Origin of the sequence: Amycolatopsis sp. cmx-11-51 (assembly GCF_047608665.1) — a bacterium.
Lineage (GTDB): Bacteria > Actinomycetota > Actinomycetes > Mycobacteriales > Pseudonocardiaceae > Amycolatopsis.
Map to the genome: position 1 here is coordinate 1081619 of NZ_JADNQO010000001.1, position 25793 is coordinate 1107411.

A 25793-nucleotide genomic window follows, 5' to 3' on the forward strand; every position below is an offset into this window, starting at 1 on the left:
GGTGAGTTCTCCGTGGATCAGGTCCTAGGGCAAGTCCTCCGCAACGCGGTTTGGGAACGCCTCGACATGCTCTCCGATCTCGCGAACCGGGCTGACGCGCAGTCGCTCGTGTCGGTCGCTCGCTCGGAGCTCCCCCGGCTGACCGAGGGCTGGCGCGCGATGCTCCAGGCGCATGAACCCGACGAGCGCGGCGACTGCCCCACTTGCTCGACCCGCTGGCACAAGTGCAAGGCCCCCTGCTCGGTCTGGCAGGTCGCGCACGAGCACCTGGTCGCCGGCGGCCTCGCCCCCCAGCAGACCGTGGCCACCCAGGACCACCGGCGGGAGAACCGCCGCCGTGTCCCTGGTCAGAGTCGTGGCGTGAGCCCAGCCGAAACCACCGGCAGGCACGCACTGGTCAACCCGCGCAGGCCTGCCATCGGCGGTGTGCACGCTTGAAACTCTTCTTGAGAGACACCGCCTAGAAGCTGGCGAGCGAACGGCGGTCCGAGCGCCCCCTCGGCAACCACGCCACGAGCTCGCCTTCGCCGGAAGCGGTTCGCCCGTACCCCCGAACGCGACGAGCCGCTCTCGGTGATCACTCCGGTCCCCACCGCGATTAATCGAAAATTCTCGGCAGAACACCTAGCGAAGGCAGTAATCGGTCGCTAGGTTGATGATCACAAAAGCAGCGCGATACCTGCCAAGGAACACGCTGCCATCCCCCGAACTCCGCGGGCCGGTGCCGTTGCACTCCCCTCCCCCGACCGGCACCGGTCCGCGGTCTCCAAAACGCTCTAGCCGACGCCTTTCACCCGCGTGACCAGCACCGCGGCGATGACGGTGGACAGCGCCGAAGCCGCGAAGAGGCTCGGATAACCGCCCAGGTAGGCCAGGATCGGCGCGGTCAGCATCGGCGCCACCACCTGCGGCAGCGAGTTCGCGATGTTGATGACCCCGAGGTCCTTCGCCCGGTCCTGCGCGGTGGGCAGCACCTGCGTGAGCATCGCCAGCGCGACGGCCATGTACGCACCGAAACCGACGCCCAGCAAGGGCGACGCCGCGAGCGCGGCCGTCCAGTTCTGCCAGACGACCAGCACCAGCGCGGCGACGGCCATCACCGCTGACGCGGCGAGGACGTAGGGCTTACGTCGTCCGGACTTGTCGGAGAAATGCCCGGCGATGAGCGCGCCGACGATGAGGGCGGCGCCGTAGAGCCCCATCATGATCAACAGTCCGGTGTCCGGGTCTTCGTAGTGCACCGCGTCCTTGAGGAAGAACAGCAGGTACAGCGTCCCGAAGGCGTTGCCGAGGTTGATCATGAAGTGACAGCCCCACGCCCAGGCGAAGTCCGGATGCCTGCGCGGAGAGATCCACAGGTTCGACAGCACGTCGCGAGTCTTGGCCGACGGCCGATACGCGACCGGCAGCCGCGCGTCCGGCGTGCGCAGGACGAACGCCGCCGCGCCCGCCAGCACGATGGCCGCGCACACCGCGTAGCCCAGCGGAAGACCGGCGAGGTCGAGCATCACCACGACCACCACCGCGCCGAGTACGGTCCCGAGCATCTGCGCGATACCGACCAGCCCGCCGACCTGCGCGCGCTGGGGCACGGGCACCCGGTCCGCGATCGCCGAGACCAGCATCGCGAGCATTCCGTTCAGGCCCGCCTGCACCAAGCACCAGCCGAGCACCATGACCGCGACGTTCGGCGCGAACGCGAGGACGAGCAGCCCGGCCGCGGCGACCACGGCACCGGCGGCCGTCCACGGATGGCGGCGTCCCCGCGCGGAACAGGTGCGGTCCGAGAGCAGGCCCACGGCCGGGTTGGCGATCAGCGCGATGACCGCGCCGACCCCGGTGACCAGGCTGAACACGGCCTCTTTGTTGGCCGCGTCCAGGATTTCGGCCTGCTTCGGCAGCAGGACCTGGATGGGCGCGTAGACCCCGAGCCAGAGCGCGATGTTCGCGAAGAACAGCAGGCTCATCCAGCCCGCGCGGACCCTGGCGACCGGTTCGGCGAGCGCCTCGGGCAGTTCCCTGACCTCACTCATGGCGGATCAGTTCCCGGTACCAGCCGAAGGAATCCTTCGGTGTCCGCTTCTGCGTCTCGTAGTCGATGTGCACCAGGCCGAACCGCGGCTGGTAGCCCTTCGACCATTCGAAGTTGTCCATCAGCGACCAGACGAAGTACCCGCGGACGTCGACCCCCGCGTCCATCGCCTCGCGCACCGCGACCAGATGACTGTCGAGGAAGTCGATGCGCTCCTGGTCGTGGACGTGCCCGTCATCGGCGACGACGTCGTCGAAACTGCAGCCGTTCTCGGTGATGTAGACGGGCGGGAGGTGCTCCCGGTAGCGCTCGTGGAAGCCGACGAGCAGATCGCGCAGCCCGTGCGGGACGATCGGCGAATCGTTGGTGGTCATGGGATATCCCTCGATCGCGCGAAGCTCGAAGGGGAGCGGGTTGCCTTCACCGGGCGCCGCGACGCCCTGCGGCTCGTAGTAGTTCACCCCGTAGAAGTCGAGCGGCTGCGCGATGGTGGGCAGGTCTTCGGCGAAGTTCTTCGGGAGATGTTCGACGACCTGTTCGGGATAACGGCCCAGCAACACAGGATCCGCGTAAGTGCGGTTGATGAGGGCGTCGATCCATTCGCCCGCGGCCTTGTCCGCCGGCGAATCGGAGGCGGGCCAGATCGGCGAATGATTGTTGGCCGTGCCGACACTGCGGGCGCCGGCCGCGCGCAGGGCCTGGACGGCGAGACCGTGGGCGAGATTCTGGTGGTGCGCGGTGGGCAGGGCGTCGAGCAGCAGGGTCTTGCCCGGCGCGTATTCGCCGATCGCGTAGCCGAAGATCGACATGACCATGGGCTCGTTGAGCGGGATCCACATTTTCACCCGATCGGAGAACCGCTCGCCCAGGATGGCGGCGTACTCCGCGAACCGTTCGGCGGTATCACGGGAGAGCCAGCCACCCTTGTCCTCGAGCGCCTGCGGGAGATCCCAATGGAAAAGCGTCCCCACCGGGTCGATTCCGGCGGCGCAGACCTCGTCGATGAGCCCGTCGTAGAAGGCGAGGCCTTCCGCGTTGGGCTTTCCGTCGCCGTCGGGCTGGATTCTCGGCCAGGCGAAGGACATCCGGTACGCGCCGACGCCGAGTCCGGCCATCAACGCGATGTCGCCGGAGTAGCGGTGGAAGTGATCGGCCGCTACCTTGGCGTCCTCCCCCCGCGCGATCTTCCCCTCCGTTTCAGTGAACGTGTCCCAAATGGACTGTCCTCGGCCGCCCTCTCCGGTCGCCCCCTCGATCTGGAAGGCGGAGGTCGAGACACCCCACAGGAATTCGGACGGGAAGGTCGGATTCTCCACCGGCTACGCACCTTTCTCGAGAGACACAAGCTTCGGAGACACGGCCGAACATGAAAAGTTCTCAGATACTATGCCTTCACTCGACCGTGGGGAACCCTGTCGGGACGATAAAGTCGCAGATCAGCGAAGGAGGAGCCCGAGTGTCCGACATCCAGGCCGCGAAACCGCAGACGGAGACAACTCCGCTCCGGCGGCAGCCCGTCCAGCAACGCAGCGCCAAGCGCGTGGAGCAGATGCTCGACGCCAGCGCCCAGCTGATCGACGAGCTCGGTTACGAAGCACTGACGACCACGTTGATCGCGAAGCGCGCGGGGGTGGCCGTCGGTTCGCTGTACCAGTTCTTCCCCGACAAGCGGGCCGTGGTGCAGGCGCTGACGCAACGCAATCTCGAACGGTTCGTCGCCTCGGTGTCCGACACCCTGAACGAGCTCGCGCCCGAACACTGGTGGGATGTCGTGGACTCGATCCTCGACATCTACCTCGACATGCACCGCGAGGTCCCCGGATTCTCGAAGGTCCACTTCGGTGACGTCGTGGACCGGCAGCTTCTCGACGAGACGCGCGACAACAACGCCGTCATAGTCGACGCGCTCACCGACATCCTTTCGGCGCGGATCTCGTCGCCGCTGGACGACATCCGGTTCGCGCTGACGATCGCGAACGAGACGGCCGACGCGCTGCTGAAGCTGGCTTTCCGTCGTGATCCGCGTGGGGACGAGCGGATCGTGGCGGAGGCGAAGTCGGTGGTGAAGGGGTACCTGGCGAGCAAGTTCGGGGAGGCCTGAGTTTTCTGGGCGCTCCGGGTGGGCTGAAGGGGACTTTCGCCGCGTCCGATGCGGCGAAAGTCCCCTTCGCCCACGTCGGTCCACTATGGACTGATGATCGGCGGCCTGACTGTCCCCCCATGCCACCTTTTGAGACGCTGAGCGCCCCGAACTCGGTTTGGCGAGCCTTCCGCACACCGACGGATTCCCTGCTCCATTAGTGTGCACCGGCGACCCGGGCCCATGCCTCACCAGTCACACATGCCCCACCAGCCCCGCCACGACCTATCCTGAGCTGGCGTTATCCTGTTATCCACACAAGTTGTCCACACCCACCCACAGTTGTGGACAACTTCACCCTCCGCCCCTCGGAATCCTCTCCCCCGACACCCCCTCCCGATACGCTGGTGCGGGGCGCGCCCCCCTGGGACGGGTGGGGGTGGGGTCGCGCGGATCAGCCGAAGTTTTGGGCTTCGCCTCGGTAGGTGGGGACGGTCCGGTCGACGCGGTCGCCGATGACGACGTGGTAGTGCGTGAAGCGTTCGGCGAGTTCGCCGGCCTTCGCGTGGCGTAGCCAGACGCGGTCGCCGAGCCGCAGGTGGCGGGCGGCTTCGCCGGAGACGGGGGTCTGGACTTCGCCGGCGCCCTCGAACCCGAGCAGCGAGAGACCTTCGGGCAGGTAAGGCGTCGGCTGTCGCGAAGACTCCGTTGGGCCGGAAGCGATGTAGCCGCCGGAGAAGAGCGTGGCGACCTTCGGCGCAGGCCGCCGGACGACGGGGAGCGCGAACATCGCGGCCGGACGCGGTGAGAAGTGCGCGTAGCCGTCGAAGAGGGTGGGGCCGATCAGGCCGGAGCCCGCGGCTATTTCGGTAACGGCCGCTTCGGCGCCTGTCGATTCGACGCTGCCGCTGCCTCCGCCGTTGACGAACTCCAGATCCGCCAGGGCCCGCACCGCCTTGACCGCGGCCGCGCGGCGCTTCGCGATTTCCACAATGGACTTCCGCTGCATCCAGCCGACGACCGCGTTCTTGACGCCGCCACCCGCCGCGTCGCCGAGCCCGGCGATCTGGCCTTCGTACGCCATCATCCCGGCAAGCCGGAAACCCCTGCGGGACAGGATGGTTCGCGCCAGATCGGCGGCCTGCCGCGGGCTGAACACCGGCGAGCGCCGGGTGCCGACATGCACGCCGGGCAGGGGCCGCCACGAAGCGTCGAGTTCGAGACAGACCCGGATTTCGGCATGGTCCTGCCCCAGCGCGGCATCGACCAGGTCGAGGTGCTCCGGCGAATCGACCATGATCGAGATCGCCGCCCGCGCCCGGTCGTTCGCCACCAGCCGCCGCAGCGCGCCGTGGTCGGCGGTGGGGTACGCGACCACGATGTCGTCGGTCGTCCCCTGCTCGACGTGCCAAACGGCTTCGGCGAGCGAGTAGCACATGAGACCTTCGAAGCCGGGCCGCGCGAGCGCCCGCATCAGCAGGTATCGGCAGCGCACCGACTTGCTGACCACGCGGATCGGCTTGCCGCCCGCCCGCCGCAGCAGATCGGCGCCGTTCGCGTCGAAAGCATCCAAGTCGACTATCGCGAACGGAGGATCCAGATCCTTCGTCGCCAAGTCGTACACCGTCGCACTGGTCACCCGAACTAAGGTACGACAGAAGGGCTTGAAACGCGAATACTATTCACTTACTGTTTCGGCACTCACGACGACTGTTAGGTGGGCGCATGACTCGGTGGACCAACTGGGCCGGTACCGCGGCGGCGACACCCCTGCGTGTGCATCGGCCGCAGGACACGGGTGCGATCGCCGAGGCGATCGGCCGGACCGCCGCGGCCGGACGGCGCCTGCGCCCGCTGGGCAGCGGCCACTCGTTCACGGCGATCGCCGTGGCGAATTCCGACGCCATGGATTTGGCCGGCTGGACCGGTATCGCGTCGGCCGACGTCGCGAAAGGCCTGGTCACGGTCCGATCGGGCACCACGCTCAAGCGACTCAACGCCGAACTCGACGCGCTGGGGCTGGCGATGACCAACCTCGGCGACATCGACGCGCAGACCGTCGCCGGCGCGATCTCCACCGGCACCCACGGCACCGGCGCCCGGCTCGGCGGGATCGTCACCCAGATCGCCGCGCTCGAACTCGTGCTCGCCGACGGCACCGTGGTCACCTGTTCGGCGGACGAGCGCCCCGATCTCTTCGCCGCCGCGAGGGTCGGCCTCGGCGCGCTCGGCGTCATCAGCACGGTCACCCTGCAGTGTGAACCGTCGTTCCTGCTCTCCGCGCAGGAACGGCCGGAACCGCTCGAACAGGTCCTCGAAGGCTTCGACCAGTTCGCCGACGAGAACGACCACTTCGAGTTCTACTGGTTCCCCTACGGCAAGAACGCGCTGGTCAAGCGCAACAACCGGCTCCCGGCGGGCAGCGAACGCAAGCCGCTGAGCAAGGTGAAGGAATTCGTCGACTACGAGATCACGGAGAACGTCGCCTTCGGCGGGCTGTGCCGCCTCGGCCGCGCGGTACCGAAACTCGTGCGGCCGCTCGGCAGGTTCGCCTCGAACATCCTCTCCACCCGCGAATACAGCGACACCTCACATCGCGTCTTCGTGACCCATCGCGGCGTGCGGTTCGTCGAGTCGGAGTTCGCGATCCCCCGCGAATCACTGCTCGACGTCTTCGCCGAACTTCGCGCGTTCGTACCGAAACTGGAGAACCCGATCGCGTTCCCGGTCGAAGTACGCGTCGCCGCCGCGGACGACATCTGGCTCTCCACCGCCAACGGCCGCGACTCCGCCTACATCGCGATCCACCAGTTCGCCGGCATGCCCTTCCGCGAGTACTTCGCCGGATTCGCGTCGATCGTCGGCGAGGTCGGCGGACGCCCGCACTGGGGCAAGATGCACGACCTCGACGCGGCGACCCTCCGCTCGCGCTACCCGCGGTTCGACGATTTCTCGCGGGTCCGCAAGGAGGTGGACCCGGCCGGGATCTTCACGAACACCTACCTCGACCGGGTCCTCGGCACGATCTGAGCCGATGCAGACCTAAGCCGATTCGAAGAGCGCGCTGACCGACTCTCCGTTGTGGATCCGCCGCATCGCCTCCGCCAGCGCGGGCGCGATCGACAGGACCCGCAGCTTCGGGCTCTGTTCCTCCGGCGCGATCGGCACCGTGTTCGTGCAGACGACCTCGAGCACATCGGGCTGGCTGCCGATCCGCTCAAGCGCGCCGCTGGTGAAGAGACCGTGCGTACAGGCGACGCGGATCGAGCGCGGCTTCAGTTCGCGCAGTTTGGAGAGCAACTCGATCACCGTGCTCCCCTTGGCGATCTCGTCGTCGAGGACGATCACGTCGCGGCCGGTGATCTCACCGATCACCGAGCTGATCTCGACTCTGTCGTCGGCGAAGCGCTGCTTCGCGCCCGCGGCGACCTGCGCTCCGAGCAGCCGGGCGAAATGCGCGGCCTCCTTGGCGTTGCCGAGATCCGGCGAGACCACAGTGGTCGCGGAGAGGTCGTACTGGCGGAAGTGCCTGGCCAGCTCCTGCAGCGCGTGCAGGTGATCGACCGGAACGCTGAAGAATCCGTGCACCTGCGGCGAGTGCAGCGTCATCGCGAGGACACGATCGGCGCCGGCGGTCGCCATGAGATCGGCGACGAGGCGGCCACCGATCGAGATGCGCGGCGCGTCCTTCTTGTCCGACCGGGCGTACGAGTAGTGCGGCATGACGACGGTGATCCGCTTCGCCGACGCGCCCCGCGCGGCGTCCAGCATCAGCAGCAGTTCGACGAGGTGTTCCTGTACCGGCCGCACCAGCGGCTGGATCAGGAAGACATCGCGTTCACGGCAGTTCGCCTCGAGCTGGACTTCGAGGCAGTCGTTGGCGAACCGCTGCACCCGCACGGGATGCAGCGGAACACCGAGATGAGTACAGATCTCTTCGGCGAGCTCCGGATGTGCGCTACCGCTGAAAACCGCGATGTCCTCGCGCAAGGACCTACTCCGTTCACTTAACTGACGGATTACGTCCACACACTAGCCAGTACCGACGATTTCAGAGAGCGGAAACAGCCTGAGAGATAGGTGTATCACCCGAGATCGCTTCGAGGACGCGTCCCACCGTCGACGGATTGTCGAGCAACGCGACCAAGAGCGCGGCGACGTCCTGACGCGGGATCGGCCCGCGTCCGGTCGCTTCCGCGATCCGGATCTCTCCGGTGCCGTCTTCGTCGGTGAGCTGTCCCGGCCGCAGGATCGTCCATTCGAGATCGCGGGCGCGCAGATCGTCCTCGGCCGCTTTCTTCGCTTGGAGATAGACGCGGAAATCGTCCGATACGTCCGCGGTCTCCCCTTTGTCGGCACCCATCGAGCCGACCTGGATGTGCCGACGCACGCCCGCCCGCTCGGAGGCCGCCGCGAAAAGTCCCGCGGCCGCCCTGTCCACAGTGTCCTTGCGAGCCGTGCCGCTGCCGGGCCCGGCTCCGGCGGCGAAGATGGCGGCGTCGGCGCCATCGAGCACCTTGGCCACGGCGTCCACATCGGACTTTTCCAGGTCGAGGACGACGGCTTCGGCACCGATCGCCTCGAGGTCGGCGACGTGATCGGGATTGCGCACGATCCCCACCGCCTGATCACCGCGCCCGGCGAGAAGTTTCTCCAGCTTCAGCGCGATCTGTCCGTGTCCACCCGCAATGACTACTCGCATGGACCCGACAGTAGTGCGTCTACTCGACTTCGGCAGGGGCCTCGGTGGCGCGCAGCAGCTGGTCGTAGACGATCTCGTTGACCAGGCGCGAGACCGGGTCCTCGTCCAGGATCATGCGCTCGTTGTGCCCCTCGAGGTCGAGGTCGGTCACCGCGTTGGGGTCGGCCGCGACGATACCGAGCCCGTAGGCGCGGGCACGCGGCAGGCAATTGCCGACGTAATCTTCCGTCAGTACGGCTGGCGATGGGAGCACCATCGCGGCCTCGCCGTAACGTGCGAACGGGACCGCTGAGGCCATCGCGGTGCGCCAGTGCCGGGCGACCGCGAGGACGCCGATGATCTCGGCGGCCGGCGCGGGTGCGGTCGCGGCCAGCTCTGGCCATGTCCAGGTGTCGACGGTGGCGCGATCGACGACGGGACCCATACCCATCGCGATGCGCTCCGCGTGCACGTCGGTGCGGAGCCGGGCGACCACGCAGATCTTCCGGCCGAGCACGGTGGTCTCCGGCAACACGATGCCGTTCCAGCCGAGCAGGGCCGCGGCCTTGCGCGAAAGCTCCTCGACGCTCGCGGGCAGTTCGATCGGCGGCACCACCCGGCTCGGCAGTGACCGGCTGCGCTTCGCGCCACCGGCGACCGTCGAGCTCTCCATGTTCGGTGTAGCCGCCACGTTCCGCCTCCTTCGAACCTGGTTTCCCTAAGGCTCTTCATCCCGTGCCGCCTCGGAGGAAGCGGCACATGAACTGTCTAACAGGGCGGGGACGCGGGGGCGCCGGACAACGCGAGTGGCTGCGATCGACGGCGCCTTGTCATCGGTGACCGGTCGGCAGGCGGTCATTCGACTTCAGTCCGACCGTGCCGCCAACCGAGTGAGAGCGAGGTAAGTGGTGTTACCCGGCGTCTCCGAACGGTCACGGGTATGGACTGATCGCTACCGGACACAGACGCGGCAAAGGAAGCGAAACGTTAGGCCATCCGGCCCAGTGCACACTCATTCCACTGTGGACATTTCTGGGGCTTCCCAGGTCAAGGTCATGAGAACGTCGCGGTTCGGAGGAGTTCCTCGACGCCTGGCGTCCGCCACTCGTCCATCACCACGATTTGCCTGTCCGCAACGAACCAGATCCGCTGGGTCACTTGCGCCTCGCCGCTGCCACCCGTCTGTCCACGAGGAACACAGTCGACGACCCACTCCTCGTAGGTCGCCGTGGCGGTGCCGATCGGTGCGGTGGCGGAAACCGTCTTGGTAGCGTCACCCTCTTGGCGGAGGTCCTTGCGGCCGGCGGCGTTGCAGGCGCGGCCGCCCGCGCTGCGGCGGTACAGCTCGCCCGGCCGATAGGCCGGCTGCTCCGCGGATTCCTTCGTGTTGTCGGTGATGAGGAAGTAGCGGCAGTTGAAGTACTTCTTCGGATCCGGGCAACTCGAATCGACGATCACCTTCTCGAGTCCCTGCGGCACCGCCGTCCAGCCCGGCGGCAGATGCAGGGTCAGCGCGCCGACCGCCACGTCGGTGAGCCCTTGCGCGGGCGGCGCGGCCGAGGTCCCCTTCAGCGGTTTTCCGCCGGTCACGCCCGCGGCGAGTTCCGGATTCAGGAGATCGGCGACCTTGTCGTAGGGCAGCGTGTAGTTCTGGACGCCACAGGCGGTGGCGAAGCCGAGCCTGTTGAGGTCGACGGTGATCTCGACGGCCGTCGGGGTGAACGCGAGCCACACCTTCCGCTCGTCGGTGAGGTCGGCCGTCTTGAGGGGACGGTACGGGAAGTAGGCGTTGGCAGGGCCGCACTGCTCCTTGTCGGGCCAGAGCAGTTCGGCGAGGGTCCGCAGTCCGTCGTCGGTGAACTTCCCGGGGGCGAACAGTTCGGCGGGCGTGAGTGCCTTGCCCTCCTTCAGGTCGATCGTCACCGCGTCACGACCGTTTCCCCAGGTCGAATGCGGTTTGTTGGTGAGGTCATGGGTGTAGCTCACCGAGAGGTACCGCTCGTTCTGCGAGCGGATCTCGGCCTTCGTGAGGAGTTCGTACGGCCCGCGTTCCGGCTCCAGTTTGGCCGCGCCGGGGCCGGTCTTGCGGTTCCACTCGTCGATCGGCGCGGTCAGGGCGTCGTTGACCCGCTTCAGCCAGGCCTGGTCGGTGGACCCGGACACCTCTGGATAGTCCCCGGTGTAGGCGAGGTTCGTTCCTGGCACGGTGCCGGTGCGGTTCTTCATGGCGACCTTGAGCGCGACGGCCTGCTGAGTCGTCGGCGGTGACTGCGGCGGGGTGCTCGCGTCGGAGAAGACGACCACCGAGCCGACCACCGCGGCCGTCGCCGCGACGACACCGATGGCGACCTTCAGCCCGGCCGCGATCCCGCCGGTCGACGCGGCCACCGCGCCCGTTCCGGCGGCGGCGACCCCGGGCGCGGCCGCCGTACCCGCGCCGAGCAGGGCCAGCGGCGTCACCGCGGCGAGCAGGCCCGTCGCCTTCGCCAGCCGTGACCAGCCCTTGCGTTCCCAGTCGTCGCCGTAACCCGCGCGGGCGACACGTTCCAGTTCGCCGACGAACATGAGCGCGTCGACCGGTCGTTTCGACGGATCCTTCGCCATCCCCAGCGCGACGATCTCGTGCACCGGTTCGGGTGCTTCGCCGAATGGGATGGGCGCGTGTTCGTGCAGCGTGCGGAGCACCTCGGTGTCGTCGGCCTGATACGGTCGATGACCGGCGACGCACTGGAAGAACACACAGGTCGCGGCGTAGACGTCGGTCGCGGGAGTGGACTGTCCACCCGCCCATTGTTCGGGCGCCATGTACGCCGGCGTGCCGACCGCCGGACCCCGGTCACCGGCGAGGACTGCCGTGCCGAAGTCGACCAGCTTGCTCTCGCCGGTGTCGGCGACGAGGACGTTGCCCGGTTTGTAGTCGCGGTGGACGACGCCGACGGAGTGCGCCGCGGCCAGCCCGAGCAGCGATCCCTTCAGCACCGCGAGCGCGGCTTCGGGCTCGAGAGCGCCTTCGGCCTGAAGTACCGCGCGCAGCGAGACCCCGTTGATCGCCTCCATCACGATCGCCGCGCCCTGCGGCGTCTCGAAGAACTCGTACAGCCGGACGACGTGCGGGCTCGACACCCGATGCAGCGCCAGCGCTTCCTGCCGGAACGCGGTCAGATACGCGGGATCCGCGGCGAAGCGGGAGAAGAGGTATTTGATCGCGACGATGTGGCCGGTGTTGTCCTGGCGTGCCAGGACAACACGGCCGAAGGTGCCCTCCCCCAGCTGCTCCAGCTCGGTGAAGCCGGGCAGTCTCCACTCGTCGGTCAGTGCCACCGTGCCTCTTCCAAAATCTTGTCGAGTCCTGGAGTGTTCCACTCGTCGACGATCACGAGCTGCGTTTTCGGCAGAAACCACACTCGCTGGGTGACGATCCCGCCGCCAGAACACGTGAGCTGCCATTCCTCGTAGGCGGCCTTCTTCGTTCCGATCGGCCGAAGCTCCTTCGCCTGCAAGACGGGCGAACCCTGTGTTTCAGCTGGTACCCCGAGGGAATGACACGGACGCGGGCCGGTCGAGCGGTTGTACGGCTTGCCCGGTTCATACGCCGGAGTAGACGGATCGACCCGCGAGTTGTCACTGAAGAGAACGTGCGCGCACTGCGCCCCCGAGCACTGGTCGACGGTCACCAGAGAGCGCTCAAGCGTCGCGCTGGACCGCAGCGACCACTTCTCCGGTGTGGTGATGGTGAACGCGCCGACGTCGTCCTCTTTGGTCCGTTGCGCCGGTGTGTCGCCGAGCAGCTTCTTGACCCTGGGACTCAGCAGATCGAGCAGCCGGTCGTAAGGCACGGTGACCGTCGTCGGGTTGCAGACCATCGGATACCCGAGTGCGAAGGCGCTGAGGTGGAAGACCATCCCGCCCGCCGCGGGCGCCGCCTGCACGATCGACGCTTCTTCGGTGTACGGATCCGACATCGACCTGGCGGGGAGATGCTTCGGCTCCGATGGCGGCTCGGCGAGGCATTCACCTGGTCTGGCCGAGGCGTAGAGCCGGTCTTCCAGTGTCAGCATCCGTTCGGCGTTGCCCTCGACGTTGTCGAACAGGTTCGGGGTCGAGATCACGTCGCCGCCGGACAGGTCGATCACGAGGGTGCGAACGTCGTAGCCGCCGTGGTTTCCGAGCTGCACGGTTTCGACCGAACGTTCGTAGACGACCGAGAGCAGCTTGTCGTCCTGGCGCAGGACCTCGGCCTTGGTGGTCATATGCGGGATGTCGCCGTCGGGTTCCTTCTCCGGCGGGTTGCCCGGCGACCAGACGCTCGTGAGCCAGCCGTCGATCGGCGCCATCAACGCCTTGTTGACCCGCTCCTCGACGGCCTTGTCCTTCAGTCCGCTGATCCGGACGTACTTGCCGTTGTAGTCGAAGCCGTTGAGCTTCTCGGTGCGGGTGCGGACGTCGACCCGCAGGGCGGCGAGCGTCGTCGTCCGCGGTGACGGCTGGTCGTCGCTGCCGGCGTCGACCACCACGACCGTGCCGACGGCGGCAGCGGTGACGGCGGCGATCGCGGCGGTCACCTTGAGGCCGAGCGCGATCCCGCCGCCGGTGGTCGCCGCGACCCCGCCGACCACGCCACCCGCGATGACCGGCGCGGCGGCCGTCCCGGCTCCGAGCAGGGCCAGCGGGGACAGGGCGACCAGGACACCGGCGCCCTTGGCGAGCCAGTGCCGGCCGTTGCGCTCCCAGTCGTCGCCGTACGCCTTCCGCGCGGAAGACTCCAGTTCGGCGACGAACCCGGCCGCGCCCGACGGCCGCTGGGCGACGTCCTTCGCCATGCCGCGCGCGATGAGGTCGCGGACCGGTTCGGGGACCTCACCGAACGGGATCGGCGCGTATTCGTGCAGTGTGCGGAGCACTTCGGTCTGTTCGGCCTCGTACGGCCGGTGCCCGGCGACGCACTGGAAGAAAACGCAGGTCGCGGCGTAGACGTCGGTCGCGGGGGTGGCGATCCCGCCTGCCCACTGCTCGGGCGCCATGTACGCGGGGGTGCCCGCGGCGACACCGGTCTGCCCGGCGAGGACGGCGATGCCGAAGTCGACCAGTTTGCTTTGCCCCTCGCGGGTGACCAGGACGTTGGCCGGTTTGTAGTCGCGGTGGACGGTGCCTGCGGCGTGCGCGCCGGCGAGGCCGAGCAGCGAGCCCTTGAGGATGGCCAGCGCGGCTTCGGGTTCGAGCCTCTCCTGGCGGCCGAGGATCTCTTTCAGGGAGATTCCGTGAACCGCTTCCATGATGATGGCGGCACCCTGTGGGGTCTCCACGAACTGGTGCAGACGGGCGGTGTGCGGTCCCGAAACCCGGCTCAGGATCTGCGCCTCATGGCGGAATTCGGCCAGCCGCCGCGGGTCCGCGGCGAACCGCGTGTACAGGTATTTGATGGCCACGACCTGGGCGGATTCCTCGTGCCGCGCCAGCACGACACGCCCGAACCCGCCTTCGCCCAGCGACCCCAGCTCGGTGAAACCCGGCAAGGCCCAGTCGTCCACAGATTCCTCCGCGATTCCCGATCGTGCCCCCTTGGAGGTGAGCTGCGCCGCAGCGGTTCCCCGCCTTCCGGGTTTAGGGTTACTCGTCGGTCACTTAGCCCGTTGCGATGGAGGAACGATGCGTTCGCCGAAGGATTTCTTCGCCCCGCTCGCGGTGGGGGCGCCCGAACCGCTCCGCCAGATCCCCGTGCCTCCTTCGCGGATGATCCACTTCTTCGATCCCAGCAACGAGAAGATGGCGGCCAAGGTCCCGGATCTCGCCAAGAAGGTCGACGTCCTGCTCGGGAACCTCGAGGACGCGGTGCGCGCCGACCGCAAGGAGGCCGCGCGGAACGGGCTCGTCGCCATCGCCAAGGCGAACGACTTCGGGAAGACGCAGCTGTGGACGCGCGTCAACAGCCTCGACTCGCCGTGGGTGCTCGACGACCTGATCACGCTGGTCACCGAGATCGGCGACAAGCTCGACGTGATCATGGTGCCGAAGGTCGAAGGCGCGCAGGACATCCACTACGTCGACAGGCTGCTCGCGCAGCTCGAAGCGCGAGCGGGCCTGACGAAGCCGCTGCTGGTGCACGCCATCCTGGAGACCGCCAGCGGCGTCGCGAACGTCGAGGAGATCGCCGGCGCGAGCCCCCGGATGCAGGGCATCTCGCTCGGCCCGGCCGACCTCGCCGCGAGCCGCCGGATGAAGACCACCCGGGTGGGTGGCGGGCATCCCGGTTACCTCGTGCGCACGGACCCGACCGGCGAAGACCTGAACGAGGGACGCACGACGTATCAGCAGGACCTTTGGCATTACACCGTCGCGCGGATGGTCGACGCCTGCGCGGCGAACGGGATCCTGCCGTACTACGGGCCGTTCGGCGACATCCGTGACGTCGTGGCCTGCGAAGACCAGTTCCGCAACGCGTTCCTGCTCGGCTGCGTGGGTGCCTGGAGCCTGCATCCGGTGCAGATCGACATCGCCAAGAAGGTGTTCTCACCCTCTCCCGAGGACGTGGCCTGGGCGCGGCGCGTGATCGCCGCGATGGGTGACGGCACCGGTGCCGTGATGATCGACGGGAAGATGCAGGACGACGCCTCGGTGAAGCAGTGCCGGGTGGTCGCCGAACTCGCCGACGCCCTGGCCGCCGACGACCCCGAACTCGCCGCCGCCTACGACGCCGCCGGCAGTGTTTGACATCACGCGATCGCGAACACGTCCACGGGCCGCGGCTGATCGAACACCCGCCAGTCGCCACCGCACGGCGGCCCGCAGCCGCGTTGGCGAGGCCTGCCGGCCAAAACGCGTGATCCGAAAAGATCAGGAGGCTTCCGAATGAATCCCCGCCGTTCCGTCCTGTACATGCCCGGCGCGAACGAAAGAGCACTGGAAAAAGCCAAGACGCTCGACGCGGACGGGCTGATCCTCGACCTCGAAGACGCCGTCGCGCCCGACGCGAAGGAAGCCGCTCGTGAGCGGGTCTGCGTCGCCGCGTCTTCGAAGGAGTACGGCGAGCGCGAGGTGACCATCCGCGTCAACGGCCTCGACACCGAATGGCACGACGCCGACCTCCGGGCCGCCGCGCAGGCGGGTCCGGCCGCGATCGTGGTGCCGAAGGTGAACTCCGCCGCCGAGGTGCACAACATCGAGCGCGCGCTGGAACTCGGCGGCGCACCCGATCACACGAAGATCTGGGCGATGGTCGAAACCCCGGTCGCGATGCTGCACGCCGAGGAGATCGCGTCGGCGTCCGAACGGCTGACCGTGCTGGTCATGGGCACGAACGACCTGGCGAAGGAACTGCACGCCGAATTCGTCCCCGGCCGCGCGCCGCTGCTCGGCGGGCTTTCGCTGGCACTGCTGGCCGCGCGGGCGACCGGCAAGGCGATCCTCGACGGCGTCTACAACGACGTGAAGGACCTCGAAGGCTTCGAGGCGGAATGCCTGCAGGGGCGCCAGTTCGGCTTCGACGGCAAGACGCTGATCCACCCGACGCAGCTGGAGCCGTGCAATCGGATCTTCGCGCCGTCAGAGGAGGAGATCGAACGGTCGCGCAAGATCATCTCGGCATTCGAGGAGGCACAGGCGGCCGGGCAGGGCGTCGTGACCGTTGACGGGCGGATGATCGAAAACCTGCACGTGGACAACGCGCGGCGGATCCTGGCGCTGGCGGAAGCGATCGGCGGCTGACAGGAACGTGCGGCGAACAGCCGCGTCCATGAACTGTTGGCCGTGATGTAGGCAGCGACCTGTGGGGAGATGAGACCGGCAAGGTCTTGCACGTCCTTCCAGTGCCCCAGCAAATCGACAGCGAGCAGCGGCTCGTGGTGAGCGACGCGGTTGCGAAGCCTGTGTAAGCGCTCTACGTGCCGGTCGACGTCACGACGGTCGGTCCCGGCACGAAAAGGCCAAGTGCAGGTACGGGATCCACAGCGGGTCGTGATGACGTCTCGCGGACAGGTACCGCCAGAAGCCGAAGCTGAGTTCGGCGATCATCTTTCCGGGCGACGGCGATGGCCGCTTGTCCGAACCGCAAGGGCGGTTGACCTTCGGGGTCGCGTTCTTGATCGCTTCGGCAAGCAGTCTTCGGCTTGTCTCGTTGACGTCGTACCGCGTACCGTTCGCCGCTTTCTGCCACCGCGACGGGAAGATCATCGTCGCCTGGAAGACCCAGTGCGCCTTTCCCTCTGCGACGGCATGGCCCAGTGCCCGGTCATAAGCGTTGCGCAAGGCGACTTCCAGGTGCGACAGGTCGTGATGGATCGCTGCGGATACCGCCGTGTTCCACTCGTACAAGCCCACGGCTTGCTCCCGTTCCTGGTTCGCCGCTTGCGGGAAGACCTCGAACCTTGGCTTCGACAGCCAGGTTTCGATCCAGTCCCCCGCACCAGCGCTGGTCATCCTCGGAACTCCTGCCTAGGGATTCGCCGTCCACTCGACGTGGCCGACAAATTTGCTATGCTTGCCGACGAATAGCCCCGGATGGCCCCTGACCTGCTGGTCATGTCACCGGGGCTTTGATCTTTTCGCTTGCTGGCAGGCAAGGCAACGACGGCAGGACAGGGCGTCGTGCCTGACGCAATTCGTCCTCTGGTTGCGGTAGATGAACGCGCATCTACCGCAACCAGAGGACGAATTGCGTCAGGGGCGGGGCCAGGGGCGGGCAGGGGGGCGAAGGGTTTCGTAGGCGGCAGCGGCGCGAAGGACGTCGAGGTCGGCGAAGCGGCGGCCGCTGATCTGGAGGCCGATGGGCTGGTCATCGCTCGTGTAGCCGCAGTTGATCGAGACGGCGGGCTGGCCGGACATGTTGTACGGCACGGTGAACGCGATGTGCTCGAACGGACGGCGCGGGTCGTTGGTCGGCGAAGGCCACTCCGCTGGCGGGGCCGAGACGGGGCACGTCGGTGACAGGACGACGTCGAAGCGTTCGGTCTCGCGCAGGGTCGCGACGGCGATGGCGTCGATCTGCGCGAAGCCGCGGTAGGTGTCGACACCGCTGACGTCGGCGCCGCCGGCGGCCCAGTCGGCGATGTACGGCAGGACCTTCGCGCGGCGTTCTTCGGACAGTGTGGACATGTCCGACCAGGCTCGGACGCGCCAAAAGGTGTCGAGCCCGTCGAGCATTTCGCGGCGCAGGAACGGTTCCACCGGTTCGACGACGGCGCCCGCGGCTTCGAAGGCCCGCGCGGCCTCGGTGACCGCCGCGAGGATGTCCGGCGAGACGGGGAGGCCGACGCCGGGGTCGAGGTGGAGACCGATCCGTAGGCCCTTGACCCCGACTGACAGCGACTCCCAGTCAAGTGAGGACGCCGGCAGCGAAAGGTGGTCGCGACCGTCCACACCGGACAGAACGCTCATCAGCAGCGCGGTGTCGGCCACGGTCCGCGTCATGGGCCCGGCGACGCGGCCGAGGAACGGCGGATCGACCGGCACGCGACCGAAACTCGGTTTCAACCCGACCAGGCCACACCAACCGGCGGGCAGCCGGATCGAGCCGCCGATGTCGGTACCGACGTGCAGCGGGCCGTAGCCGGCGGCGGCCGCCGAACCGGCGCCGGCGCTGGAACCGCCGGGCGTGCGCGCCGTATCCCACGGGTTCCGCGACGCGGTGTGGAAACTCGACAGCCCGGACGTCAGCATCCCGTAGTCCGGCATGGTCGTCTTGCCGAGCAGGACCCCTCCGGACTCGCGCACGCGAGCGCCCGCCGGGGCGTCGTCAGGCGCGGGCACCAGCGAGGTGGCGGCCGTGCCGAGCGGGACCGGGGTGCCGCGGGTCGCGATGTTCTCCTCGAGGGTCAAGGGAACGCCGTCGATCGGGCCGAGGCGTTCCCCGGCGTGCCAGCGGCTTTCGGACGCCTTCGCGTCTTCACGCGCGCCGCCCGGGTCGTACGCGTACAGCGCGTGCAGTTCGGGCTCGCGCGCCTCGACGCGGGCGAGGACCGCTTCGGTGACCTCGACCGGCGACAACGTTCTCGCGCGGTACTGGGCGACCAGTTCGACGGCGGTCAGATCGGGCAACTCCGGCACAGCGGAACTCCTCACGTCGCGGGCGGTTCGAAGCGGCCGTCGACCGCGGTCCAGCCGCCGTCCACCGCCAGCACGGACCCGGTCACGAACGACGACGCGTCGGACGCCAGATAGACGACGGCGCCGGCGAGTTCGTCCGGACGTGCCCAGCGGCCGAGCGCCCCCTTGGTCGCGTAGGCGTCGTACCAGGCCGGATCCGCTTTGATTTGCGCGGTGAGCGGAGTCTCGACGACGCCGGGAGCGATCGCGTTGACCCGCACCCCGGCCGGGCCGAACTCCGCCGCGGCCGTGCGGAACAGCTGCACGAGACCGGCTTTCGTCGCCGCGTACGGCCCCTGACCGGGCTCGACGGTCGTACCGCGGATCGAGGAGAACCCGATGACGCTGCCCCTCCCGCGCTCGACCATCCCCGCGCCGAACGCGCGGACGACCTCGAACGTCGCACCGAGGTTCAGCGCGATCACCCGGTCGAATTCCTCGCGCGAGTACTCGAGCAGGCGTTTGCGCACGTTGGTCGCGGCGGTCAGCACCACGACGTCGATCTCGCCGAGTTCTTCCGCCGCTCGCGCGGCCGCACCGGACTCGAGCAGGTCGATCTCGTAGGCCTCCCCCGCACCGGTTTCCTCGGCGGCGGCGACATCGCGGTCCGCGACGATCACTTCAGCGCCGTGCGCGGCCAGCGCCCGAGCGGCTTCGCGGCCGATGCCGCTGCCTCCGCCGAGCACCACGGCCCGTCGTCCGCCGAGGCGGAACAGGTTCTCATAGCTCATGGCCGCAGCACCGCCATCCTCGTCACGGTCAGTTCCTCGACCGCGAACCGCGGCCCTTCCCGCCCGATCCCGGAGTCCTTCACGCCGCCGTACGGCATGGTGTCGGACCGGAAACCGGGCACCTCGTTGACCACCACACCGCCGACGTCGAGTTCGTCGAGCGCGCGGAACGCGGTCTTCAAGGACGTGCTGAACACCGAAGCGTGCAGGCCGTAGCGCGACGCGTTGACCGCGTCGAACGCTTCGTCCACTCCTGCCACAGTGCGAAAGCAGACGACGGGGCCGAAGATCTCTTCGTCCCAGCATTCGAGGCCCTCGGGCACGTCGAGCAGCACCGTCGGGCGCAGCACTGTTCCGTCCACACCGCCACCGACCAGCCGCGCACCCGCCGAAGTCGCTTTGTCGACCCATTCCTGAACGCGCCGTGTCGAACCCTCGTCGATCAGCGCCGACACCCGCGTCTTCTCGTCGCGGGGATCACCGCCGACGACCTCGCCCAACCGCGCCAGCACGCTTTCGGTGAACTCCTCGGCCACCGCTTCGACGACCAGGACGCGTTGCACCGAAATGCAGGCCTGGCCGGACGCGTAGAACCCGCCGCGCAGCACGGCGTCGGCGGCCGCGTCGAGATCGGCGTCCTCGGCGACGACGAGCGCGGCGTTGGAACCCAGCTCCAGCAACGTCTTCGTCGGCGCGGCGTCGCGGGCGATCCGGTGCCCGACCAGCGCGGATCCGGTGAACGACACCGCACCCACCCGCCTGTCCGTTGTCAGCGCCGCCCCGACCGCCGCGTCGCCGGTGACCAGCTGGACCATCGCGGGCAGGTCGGTCAGCGAGCGCACGAGGTGCACGAGCCACAAGGTCGCCAAGGGCGTCTGCGGGGCGGGTTTCACCACCACCGGGCAGCCCGCCGCGATGGCGGGCGCGATCTTGTGCGACGCCAGCAGCAGCGGATAGTTGAATCCGGCGATGCCGACCACGACGCCGATCGGCTTACGCTTCCAGAACCCGACCAGCCCGTCGCCGGACGGCAGCAGGTCGAGGGGCACGGTCTCGCCGTGCAGCCGGGAAACCTCTTCGGCGGCGGCCTGCCAGGTGACGATCGTGCGGGCGACCTCGACACGGCAATCCACCAGCGGTTTGCCGGTCTCCAAGACCAGCAGCCGCTCGAAGGCCTCGCGCCGGGCTTCCAGAGCGGCGGCGACGTGGTTCAACAGCGTGCGACGGGTACGCGATGGCAAGGCCGCGACCTGCTTGAACACCGCGACGGCCTCGTCGATCGCCCGCGTGGCCAGCTCCGGCGTCCCGACCGGCGCCCGGCCGATCTCGCTCCCGTCGTACGGGAACGTCACCGGCTCAGTGTCCACAGTGGACATCCAGCCGTCGCCGATCGGCAGTCCTTCCGGGTACTCAAGCATCGTCGCCTCCGTTACGAAGCCGCGCCAGCTCGGCGCGCAGGTTCGGCGCGGCCGCCAGCAGCTCCCTGGTGTACTCGTGTTCCGGCGCGTCGTAGACCTGGTCGACGTCACCCATCTCGACGATCTCCCCGCGCCGCATCACCGCGACCCGGTCGCAGACGTGCCGCACCACACCGAGGTCGTGCGAGACGAAGACCAGCGTCAGCGAGTACAGCTCGACCAGCGACGCGAGCAGGTCGAGGATCTGTTTCCGCACCGAGACGTCGAGCGCGCTCACCGGTTCGTCCGCGATGAGGACGCTCGGGTTCGGCGCGAGCGCCCGCGCGATCGAGACGCGCTGCCGCTGCCCGCCGGAGAACTGGTGCGGGTGCCGGCCGGCGGCGTCTTCGGGCAGGCCGACCGCCTTCAGCAGCTCCGAAACCCGCGCGGGGTCTCGGCGTCCCAAGGGTTCGGAGATGATGTCGCGCACCCGCATCCGCGGATCGAGCGAGCCCATCGGGTCCTGGAAGACGATCTGCAGTTCCGACCGAAGGAAGCCGAGTTTCCGTTCGGGCAGCGTGTCGACGCGCTTGCCCTGGAACGAGACACTGCCCGCCGTCGGCTTGTCGAGAGCGGCCAGCAATCTGACCAAAGTGGACTTCCCCGAGCCAGACTCGCCGACGATCCCGAAGCGCTGACCAGCCTCGACGTCGAACGAAACCCCGCGCAGGGCGTGCACGTCGCGGCGTGGGTAGCGGCGTTCCAGGTCCCGGACCTCGATCATCATCGGCTCGCCTCCAGATCCGAAGCGGCCAAAAGCTTCTTGGTGTACTCGTGCTGGGGAGCGGTGAGCACTTCGCGGGTGGTTCCGGCCTCGACGATCTCGCCGTCCAGCATCACCAGCACCCGCTCGCACACCGACGCCACGACGGCGAGGTCGTGCGTGATGAACAGCAGCGCGCTCTCCCGCTCGCGGACGCCGTCGAGGATCAACTCCAGGATCTGCGCCTGCACGGTGACGTCCAACGCGGTCGTCGGCTCGTCGCAGATCAGGAGCTTCGGATCGTTGGCCAGCGCGATCGCGAGCACCACGCGTTGCCGCTGCCCACCGGAGAGCTGATGCGGATACGCGCGGAAAGTCCCTGGCAAACCGACGGAATCCAGCAACGTCTCCGCCGCCGCGCGGTGATTCCCGCGATCGCGGTGGATCCGCATCGGCTCGGCCACCTGCGCGCCGACCCGCATCGCCGGGTTCAGCGCCGTCATCGGCTCCTGAAACACCATCGACAGTTCGTTGCCGCGCAGCCGCGACAGTTCCTTCTCCGGCGCGGTCAGCAACTCGCGGCCGTCGAGCTTCACCGAACCGGACGCGGCGAGTTCTTCGGGCAGCAGGCCCATGATCGACAACGCCGTCAACGACTTCCCCGAACCGGACTCGCCGATCAATCCGACGCGCTCGCCGCGCGCGATGTCGAACGAGACGCCGCGGACCAGGTCACCGATGCCGAGGCCGTGGACTTCGAGGGTCATAGCCGCACCGCCAATCGAGGGTCGAGACGATCGCGGAGGCCGTCCCCGAGCAGGTTGAAACCGAGGACGGCGATGGCGATCGCGACGCCGGGTACGAGCGCGAGCCGCGGGTGCAGGGTCAGGAACACCTGGGATTCCTGCAACATCCGGCCCCACGATGGCGTCGGCGGCCGCGTGCCGAACCCGAGGAACGACAACGCCGCTTCCGCGAGCACGGCGATCGCGAACGACACGGACGCCTGGACGATCAGCATTCCGGAGATGTTCGGCAGCACGTGCCGCGCGGCGATGGTCAGCCGCGACCGGCCCGCCGACCGCGCGGCCAGCACGAATTCGCTGCTCATCACCTGCAGCGTTCCCGAGCGGGCGATCCGGGCGAAGGCCGGGATGGTCGCGATGCCGATCGCCACCATCGCGGTCAGCGTGTCGGCCCCGAACACCGCGCCGAACATGATCGCCAGCAGCAACGCGGGGAACGCGAGCACGAGGTCGTTGACGCGCATGACGAACTCGCCGAGCCACCGCGACGACATCCCGGCGAGGATGCCCAGCGGCGTCCCGATCAGCGCGGCGATCCCGACCGCGACCACGCCGACGTACAGCGTCGTCTGCGCGCCGACCATGAGCTGGCTGAGCACGTCGCGGCCGAAGCCGTCCGTGCCCAGCAGATTGGCGCCGCTGAAGTCGTGCAGCCGATGGGCCGCGTCGACCTTCACCGGGTCGAACGGCGTCCACACGAACGAAAGCAGCGCGGCGAGCACGATCAAAGCGACCAGTGCGCCGCCGATCACGAGACTGCGATCGCGCATCAGGAACCCCGCAATCTCGGGTCGAGCACCGTGTAGAGGACGTCGACCACGAAATTCACCAGCAGCACACCGACCACCAGCACCAGCACGATCCCCTGCACGGACACCAGATCCCGTGACGCCACCGAGTCGAGCAGCATGCTGCCCAAGCCCGGCAGGACGAACACGCGCTCGACGACGACCGCGCCGATCAGCAGCGTCGCCAGTTGCAGGCCCAGCACCGTCACCACCGGCACGGCGGCGTTGCGCAGCCCGTGGCGGAACAGCGCCTGGAACGGCCGAAGTCCTTTGGAGCGCGCGGTGCGCAGATAGTCCTGCCCGAGGGTGTCGAGCACGGCGGAGCGGGTGTATCGGGTCAGTACGGCCCCCTGCACGAGGCCGAGTGACAACGCCGGAAGGACAAGGCCGCGGAGGAATTCGCCAGGGTCTTGCACCGGCGGTGTCCAGCCACCGGAAGGCAGCCAGCGCAAGTGCACCGCGAAGATCTGCACCAGGATGATGCCGGCGAGGAACGCGGGAATCGCGACGCCGATCTGCGAGAGCCCGGAAACCGCGGTGCCATCGGCTTTCCGGCGCCGCACGGCGGCGAACGTCCCGGCCGGGACCGCGATCAGCAACGCGACCAGCATCCCGGCCCCGACCAGCCACAACGTCACGCCGAGCCGGTCGGCCAATGCGGGTCCGATCTCTTCGCGGGTGACGTACGAGCGGCCGAAGTCGCCTTGCAGGACACCGCCGATCCACTCGAAGTACTGCGTCACCAACGGCCGGTCGATGCCGAATTCGGCGCGGGTCTTCGCGATCAGCTCCGGCGTCGCGTTGACGCCGAGCGCGACCTGCGCCGGATCGCCGGGCAGCACGGCCATGAACAGGAACACCACGATCGACGCGACCAGCACACTGGCGATCAGGATCGACAGGCGGCGGAGGACCTTGACCGTCATCGCGGCGCCAATCCCGTGAGGTCGAAGGACTCGCTGACCTGGTTGCGGACGAACCCGGTCACCTTGTTCTTCGCCACGATCACATTGGGGAACAGGAAGAGCCAATCAGCGGCGGCGTCTTCGGACAGCTGCCGAGCGACCTGCCGCATCGCGCCGACCTGCTCCTGGGGCGTTCCGGCGTCGGCCTTCGCCAGGTTTTGCTGGACGGGCTCGCCGTCATAACCCCAGTAGTACTTCGGCTTGCCGAAGGTGACGATGTCGCGTGCCTCGACGTGCTGGATGATCGAGAGGTCGTAGTCGCGGTCGGTGAAGACCTGCTTGAGCCAAACCGCCGGGAAGTCCAGCGGTTCGATCGTCACCGTGACCCCGACATCGGCCAGTTGCGACGCCACCACCTGCGCGGCCGAGACGGCGTACGGCAGGTTGGGAATCCTCAAGCGCAGCGCGGATTGCGGCTGTCCGGCCTCGGCGAGCAGCGTTTTCGCCTTCGCCGGGTCGAAGGGGTACGCGTTCGAAAGGTCTTCGTACCAAGGATCCGTCGGCGGGACCATGCTGCCGATGAGCGTGCCGCGCCCGGCCCAGGCCGTGTCCAGCAACGCCTTCCGGTCGATGGCGTAGGACAGCGCGCGCCGCACGCGGACGTCGTTCAGCGGCGGACGCGCGTTGTTGAACGCGAGCGTGACCTCGCTGTTCGTCGTGCCTTCGACGACGGTGAACCGGTCGTCGCTCTGGAACTGAGGGATCGAGTCCGGCACGGTGATCGCGGAGATGACGTCGATCCCGTTGCTGAGCAGGGCGTTGTTAAGCGCCGTCGGATCCTTGATGTACTTGAGGACGACGGTGGAATACGCCGGTTTACGGCCCCAGTACGCGGAATTCTCCTTGAGCACGATGGAATCGCCGCGCCGTCGCGAAGACACCGTGTACGGCCCCGTCCCGACCGGTTTGTTCGCGAGATCCGCGACGCCGGTGGGGCTGAACATCGCGCCGAGCCTGCTGGTGAGGCTGAACAGCCAGCCGTTGCTGGGTTTCGTGAGCACGACCCGCGCGTGGTCCGGCGCGACGACGTCGACCCGGTCGACGACGTCCATTGTGGACTTGATCGAGACCGTCCAGTCGGTTTTGACGCGCATCAGCGAGAACTTGACGTCCTCGGCGGTGAACGGCGTGCCGTTGCCGAACTTCGCGTCCTTGCGGAGCTTGAAGTCGTAGGTCTTGCGGTCTTCCGAGACGGTCCACGATTCGGCCAGCAGCGGCACGATCTTCCCGTCCGTGTCGAGTTTCACCAAACCCTCGTAGACGTTGTAGAGCAGGGCCTGCGGAATGGCGGCACCGTCGGTGCGGGTGAAGTCGAAATTCGCGGGCTCGGCGGTGTAGCCGACCGCGAGCGTATGGGGATCCTTGGCCACGGTGGCGCTCGAACCGGCGGAGCAGGCGGACGTCACCAGCAGCAGCGCCAACGCCGCCGCGTGGATCCGGACTTTCATCCTGCCCCCTGACCGGTAGACTGGT

Annotated in this window: 22 protein-coding genes; 5 read left to right on the forward strand and 17 right to left on the reverse strand. The window is 68.1% G+C overall.

Annotation, left to right across the window (positions count from 1 at the left end; all coding sequences use genetic code 11):
• Positions 1 to 12 precede the first annotated feature (12 nt).
• Positions 13 to 438 (forward strand): hypothetical protein, encoded by a 426-nt coding sequence (locus ACM6LU_RS05490; RefSeq protein WP_414936440.1) that lies wholly within the window; start codon positions 13 to 15, stop codon positions 436 to 438.
• A gap of 338 nt (positions 439 to 776) precedes the next feature.
• Here ACM6LU_RS05490 and ACM6LU_RS05495 read toward each other — a convergent pair whose 3' ends face one another.
• Both ACM6LU_RS05495 and ACM6LU_RS05500 read right to left on the reverse strand, forming a co-directional pair.
• Complete coding sequence (locus ACM6LU_RS05495) at positions 777 to 2033, reverse strand: MFS transporter (protein WP_414936441.1); 1257 nt, start codon at positions 2031 to 2033, stop codon at positions 777 to 779.
• Entirely contained in the window at positions 2026 to 3348 is a 1323-nt protein-coding gene (locus ACM6LU_RS05500; protein ID WP_414936442.1) for a GH1 family beta-glucosidase, read from the reverse strand. Before ACM6LU_RS05500 ends, ACM6LU_RS05495 begins: the two co-directional genes overlap by 8 nt.
• 140 nt (positions 3349 to 3488) lie before the next feature.
• Between ACM6LU_RS05500 and ACM6LU_RS05505 the strand changes: the two genes are divergently transcribed.
• Positions 3489 to 4133 (forward strand): TetR family transcriptional regulator, encoded by a 645-nt coding sequence (locus tag ACM6LU_RS05505; protein ID WP_414936443.1) that lies wholly within the window; start codon positions 3489 to 3491, stop codon positions 4131 to 4133.
• A 433-nt stretch (positions 4134 to 4566) separates the two neighbouring features.
• Here ACM6LU_RS05505 and ACM6LU_RS05510 read toward each other — a convergent pair whose 3' ends face one another.
• On the reverse strand, positions 4567 to 5751 hold the full coding sequence (locus ACM6LU_RS05510; protein WP_414936444.1) for an amino acid deaminase/aldolase: 1185 nt from the start codon (positions 5749 to 5751) through the stop codon (positions 4567 to 4569).
• A gap of 86 nt (positions 5752 to 5837) precedes the next feature.
• Between ACM6LU_RS05510 and ACM6LU_RS05515 the strand changes: the two genes are divergently transcribed.
• Complete coding sequence (locus ACM6LU_RS05515) at positions 5838 to 7142, forward strand: D-arabinono-1,4-lactone oxidase (RefSeq protein ID WP_414936445.1); 1305 nt, start codon at positions 5838 to 5840, stop codon at positions 7140 to 7142.
• A gap of 12 nt (positions 7143 to 7154) precedes the next feature.
• On the opposite strand, the gene ACM6LU_RS05520 is transcribed toward ACM6LU_RS05515, so the two are convergent.
• From ACM6LU_RS05520 to ACM6LU_RS05540, 5 genes are all read right to left on the reverse strand, one after another.
• Complete coding sequence (locus ACM6LU_RS05520; protein ID WP_414936446.1) at positions 7155 to 8102, reverse strand: ribose-phosphate diphosphokinase; 948 nt, start codon at positions 8100 to 8102, stop codon at positions 7155 to 7157.
• A 61-nt stretch (positions 8103 to 8163) separates the two neighbouring features.
• A complete protein-coding gene (locus ACM6LU_RS05525) occupies positions 8164 to 8814 on the reverse strand; it encodes an NAD(P)H-binding protein (RefSeq protein ID WP_414936447.1) in 651 nt (216 codons plus the stop codon).
• 19 nt (positions 8815 to 8833) lie between these two features.
• Complete coding sequence (locus tag ACM6LU_RS05530) at positions 8834 to 9484, reverse strand: hypothetical protein (protein ID WP_076163924.1); 651 nt, start codon at positions 9482 to 9484, stop codon at positions 8834 to 8836.
• 362 nt (positions 9485 to 9846) lie between these two features.
• Positions 9847 to 12114, reverse strand: coding sequence for a protein kinase domain-containing protein (locus tag ACM6LU_RS05535; RefSeq protein ID WP_414936448.1), 2268 nt, complete (start codon positions 12112 to 12114; stop codon positions 9847 to 9849).
• Positions 12105 to 14321 carry a serine/threonine-protein kinase gene (locus tag ACM6LU_RS05540; protein WP_414936449.1) on the reverse strand — a complete coding sequence of 739 codons (2217 nt, stop codon included), beginning with the start codon at positions 14319 to 14321 and terminating at the stop codon, positions 12105 to 12107. Before ACM6LU_RS05540 ends, ACM6LU_RS05535 begins: the two co-directional genes overlap by 10 nt.
• A gap of 118 nt (positions 14322 to 14439) precedes the next feature.
• On the opposite strand from ACM6LU_RS05540, the gene ACM6LU_RS05545 reads away from it, so the two are divergent.
• Positions 14440 to 15501 (forward strand): HpcH/HpaI aldolase/citrate lyase family protein, encoded by a 1062-nt coding sequence (locus tag ACM6LU_RS05545; RefSeq protein WP_414936450.1) that lies wholly within the window; start codon positions 14440 to 14442, stop codon positions 15499 to 15501.
• Positions 15502 to 15639: 138 nt separating this feature from the next.
• On the forward strand, positions 15640 to 16494 hold the full coding sequence (locus ACM6LU_RS05550) for an HpcH/HpaI aldolase/citrate lyase family protein (protein WP_414936451.1): 855 nt from the start codon (positions 15640 to 15642) through the stop codon (positions 16492 to 16494).
• Between the two features lie 189 nt (positions 16495 to 16683).
• On the opposite strand, the gene ACM6LU_RS05555 is transcribed toward ACM6LU_RS05550, so the two are convergent.
• The 9 genes from ACM6LU_RS05555 to ACM6LU_RS05595 form a co-directional block, all read right to left on the reverse strand.
• A complete protein-coding gene (locus tag ACM6LU_RS05555) occupies positions 16684 to 17205 on the reverse strand; it encodes a hypothetical protein (protein WP_414936452.1) in 522 nt (173 codons plus the stop codon).
• A gap of 240 nt (positions 17206 to 17445) precedes the next feature.
• A complete protein-coding gene (locus ACM6LU_RS05560; RefSeq protein ID WP_414936453.1) occupies positions 17446 to 18831 on the reverse strand; it encodes an amidase in 1386 nt (461 codons plus the stop codon).
• Positions 18832 to 18842: 11 nt separating this feature from the next.
• Entirely contained in the window at positions 18843 to 19601 is a 759-nt protein-coding gene (locus ACM6LU_RS05565) for an SDR family NAD(P)-dependent oxidoreductase (protein ID WP_414936454.1), read from the reverse strand.
• A complete protein-coding gene (locus ACM6LU_RS05570) occupies positions 19598 to 21019 on the reverse strand; it encodes an aldehyde dehydrogenase family protein (protein ID WP_414936455.1) in 1422 nt (473 codons plus the stop codon). Before ACM6LU_RS05570 ends, ACM6LU_RS05565 begins: the two co-directional genes overlap by 4 nt.
• Complete coding sequence (locus ACM6LU_RS05575; protein WP_414936456.1) at positions 21012 to 21785, reverse strand: ABC transporter ATP-binding protein; 774 nt, start codon at positions 21783 to 21785, stop codon at positions 21012 to 21014. Before ACM6LU_RS05575 ends, ACM6LU_RS05570 begins: the two co-directional genes overlap by 8 nt.
• A complete protein-coding gene (locus ACM6LU_RS05580) occupies positions 21782 to 22528 on the reverse strand; it encodes an ABC transporter ATP-binding protein (RefSeq protein WP_414936457.1) in 747 nt (248 codons plus the stop codon). The genes ACM6LU_RS05575 and ACM6LU_RS05580 overlap by 4 nt, the downstream gene beginning before the upstream one ends.
• Complete coding sequence (locus ACM6LU_RS05585; RefSeq protein ID WP_414936458.1) at positions 22525 to 23337, reverse strand: ABC transporter permease; 813 nt, start codon at positions 23335 to 23337, stop codon at positions 22525 to 22527. Before ACM6LU_RS05585 ends, ACM6LU_RS05580 begins: the two co-directional genes overlap by 4 nt.
• Positions 23337 to 24281: an ABC transporter permease gene (locus ACM6LU_RS05590; RefSeq protein WP_414936459.1), complete on the reverse strand. Its 945-nt coding sequence runs from the start codon at positions 24279 to 24281 to the stop codon at positions 23337 to 23339. Before ACM6LU_RS05590 ends, ACM6LU_RS05585 begins: the two co-directional genes overlap by 1 nt.
• Positions 24278 to 25768: an ABC transporter substrate-binding protein gene (locus ACM6LU_RS05595; RefSeq protein WP_414936460.1), complete on the reverse strand. Its 1491-nt coding sequence runs from the start codon at positions 25766 to 25768 to the stop codon at positions 24278 to 24280. Before ACM6LU_RS05595 ends, ACM6LU_RS05590 begins: the two co-directional genes overlap by 4 nt.
• Between the last annotated feature and the right edge of the window lie 25 nt (positions 25769 to 25793).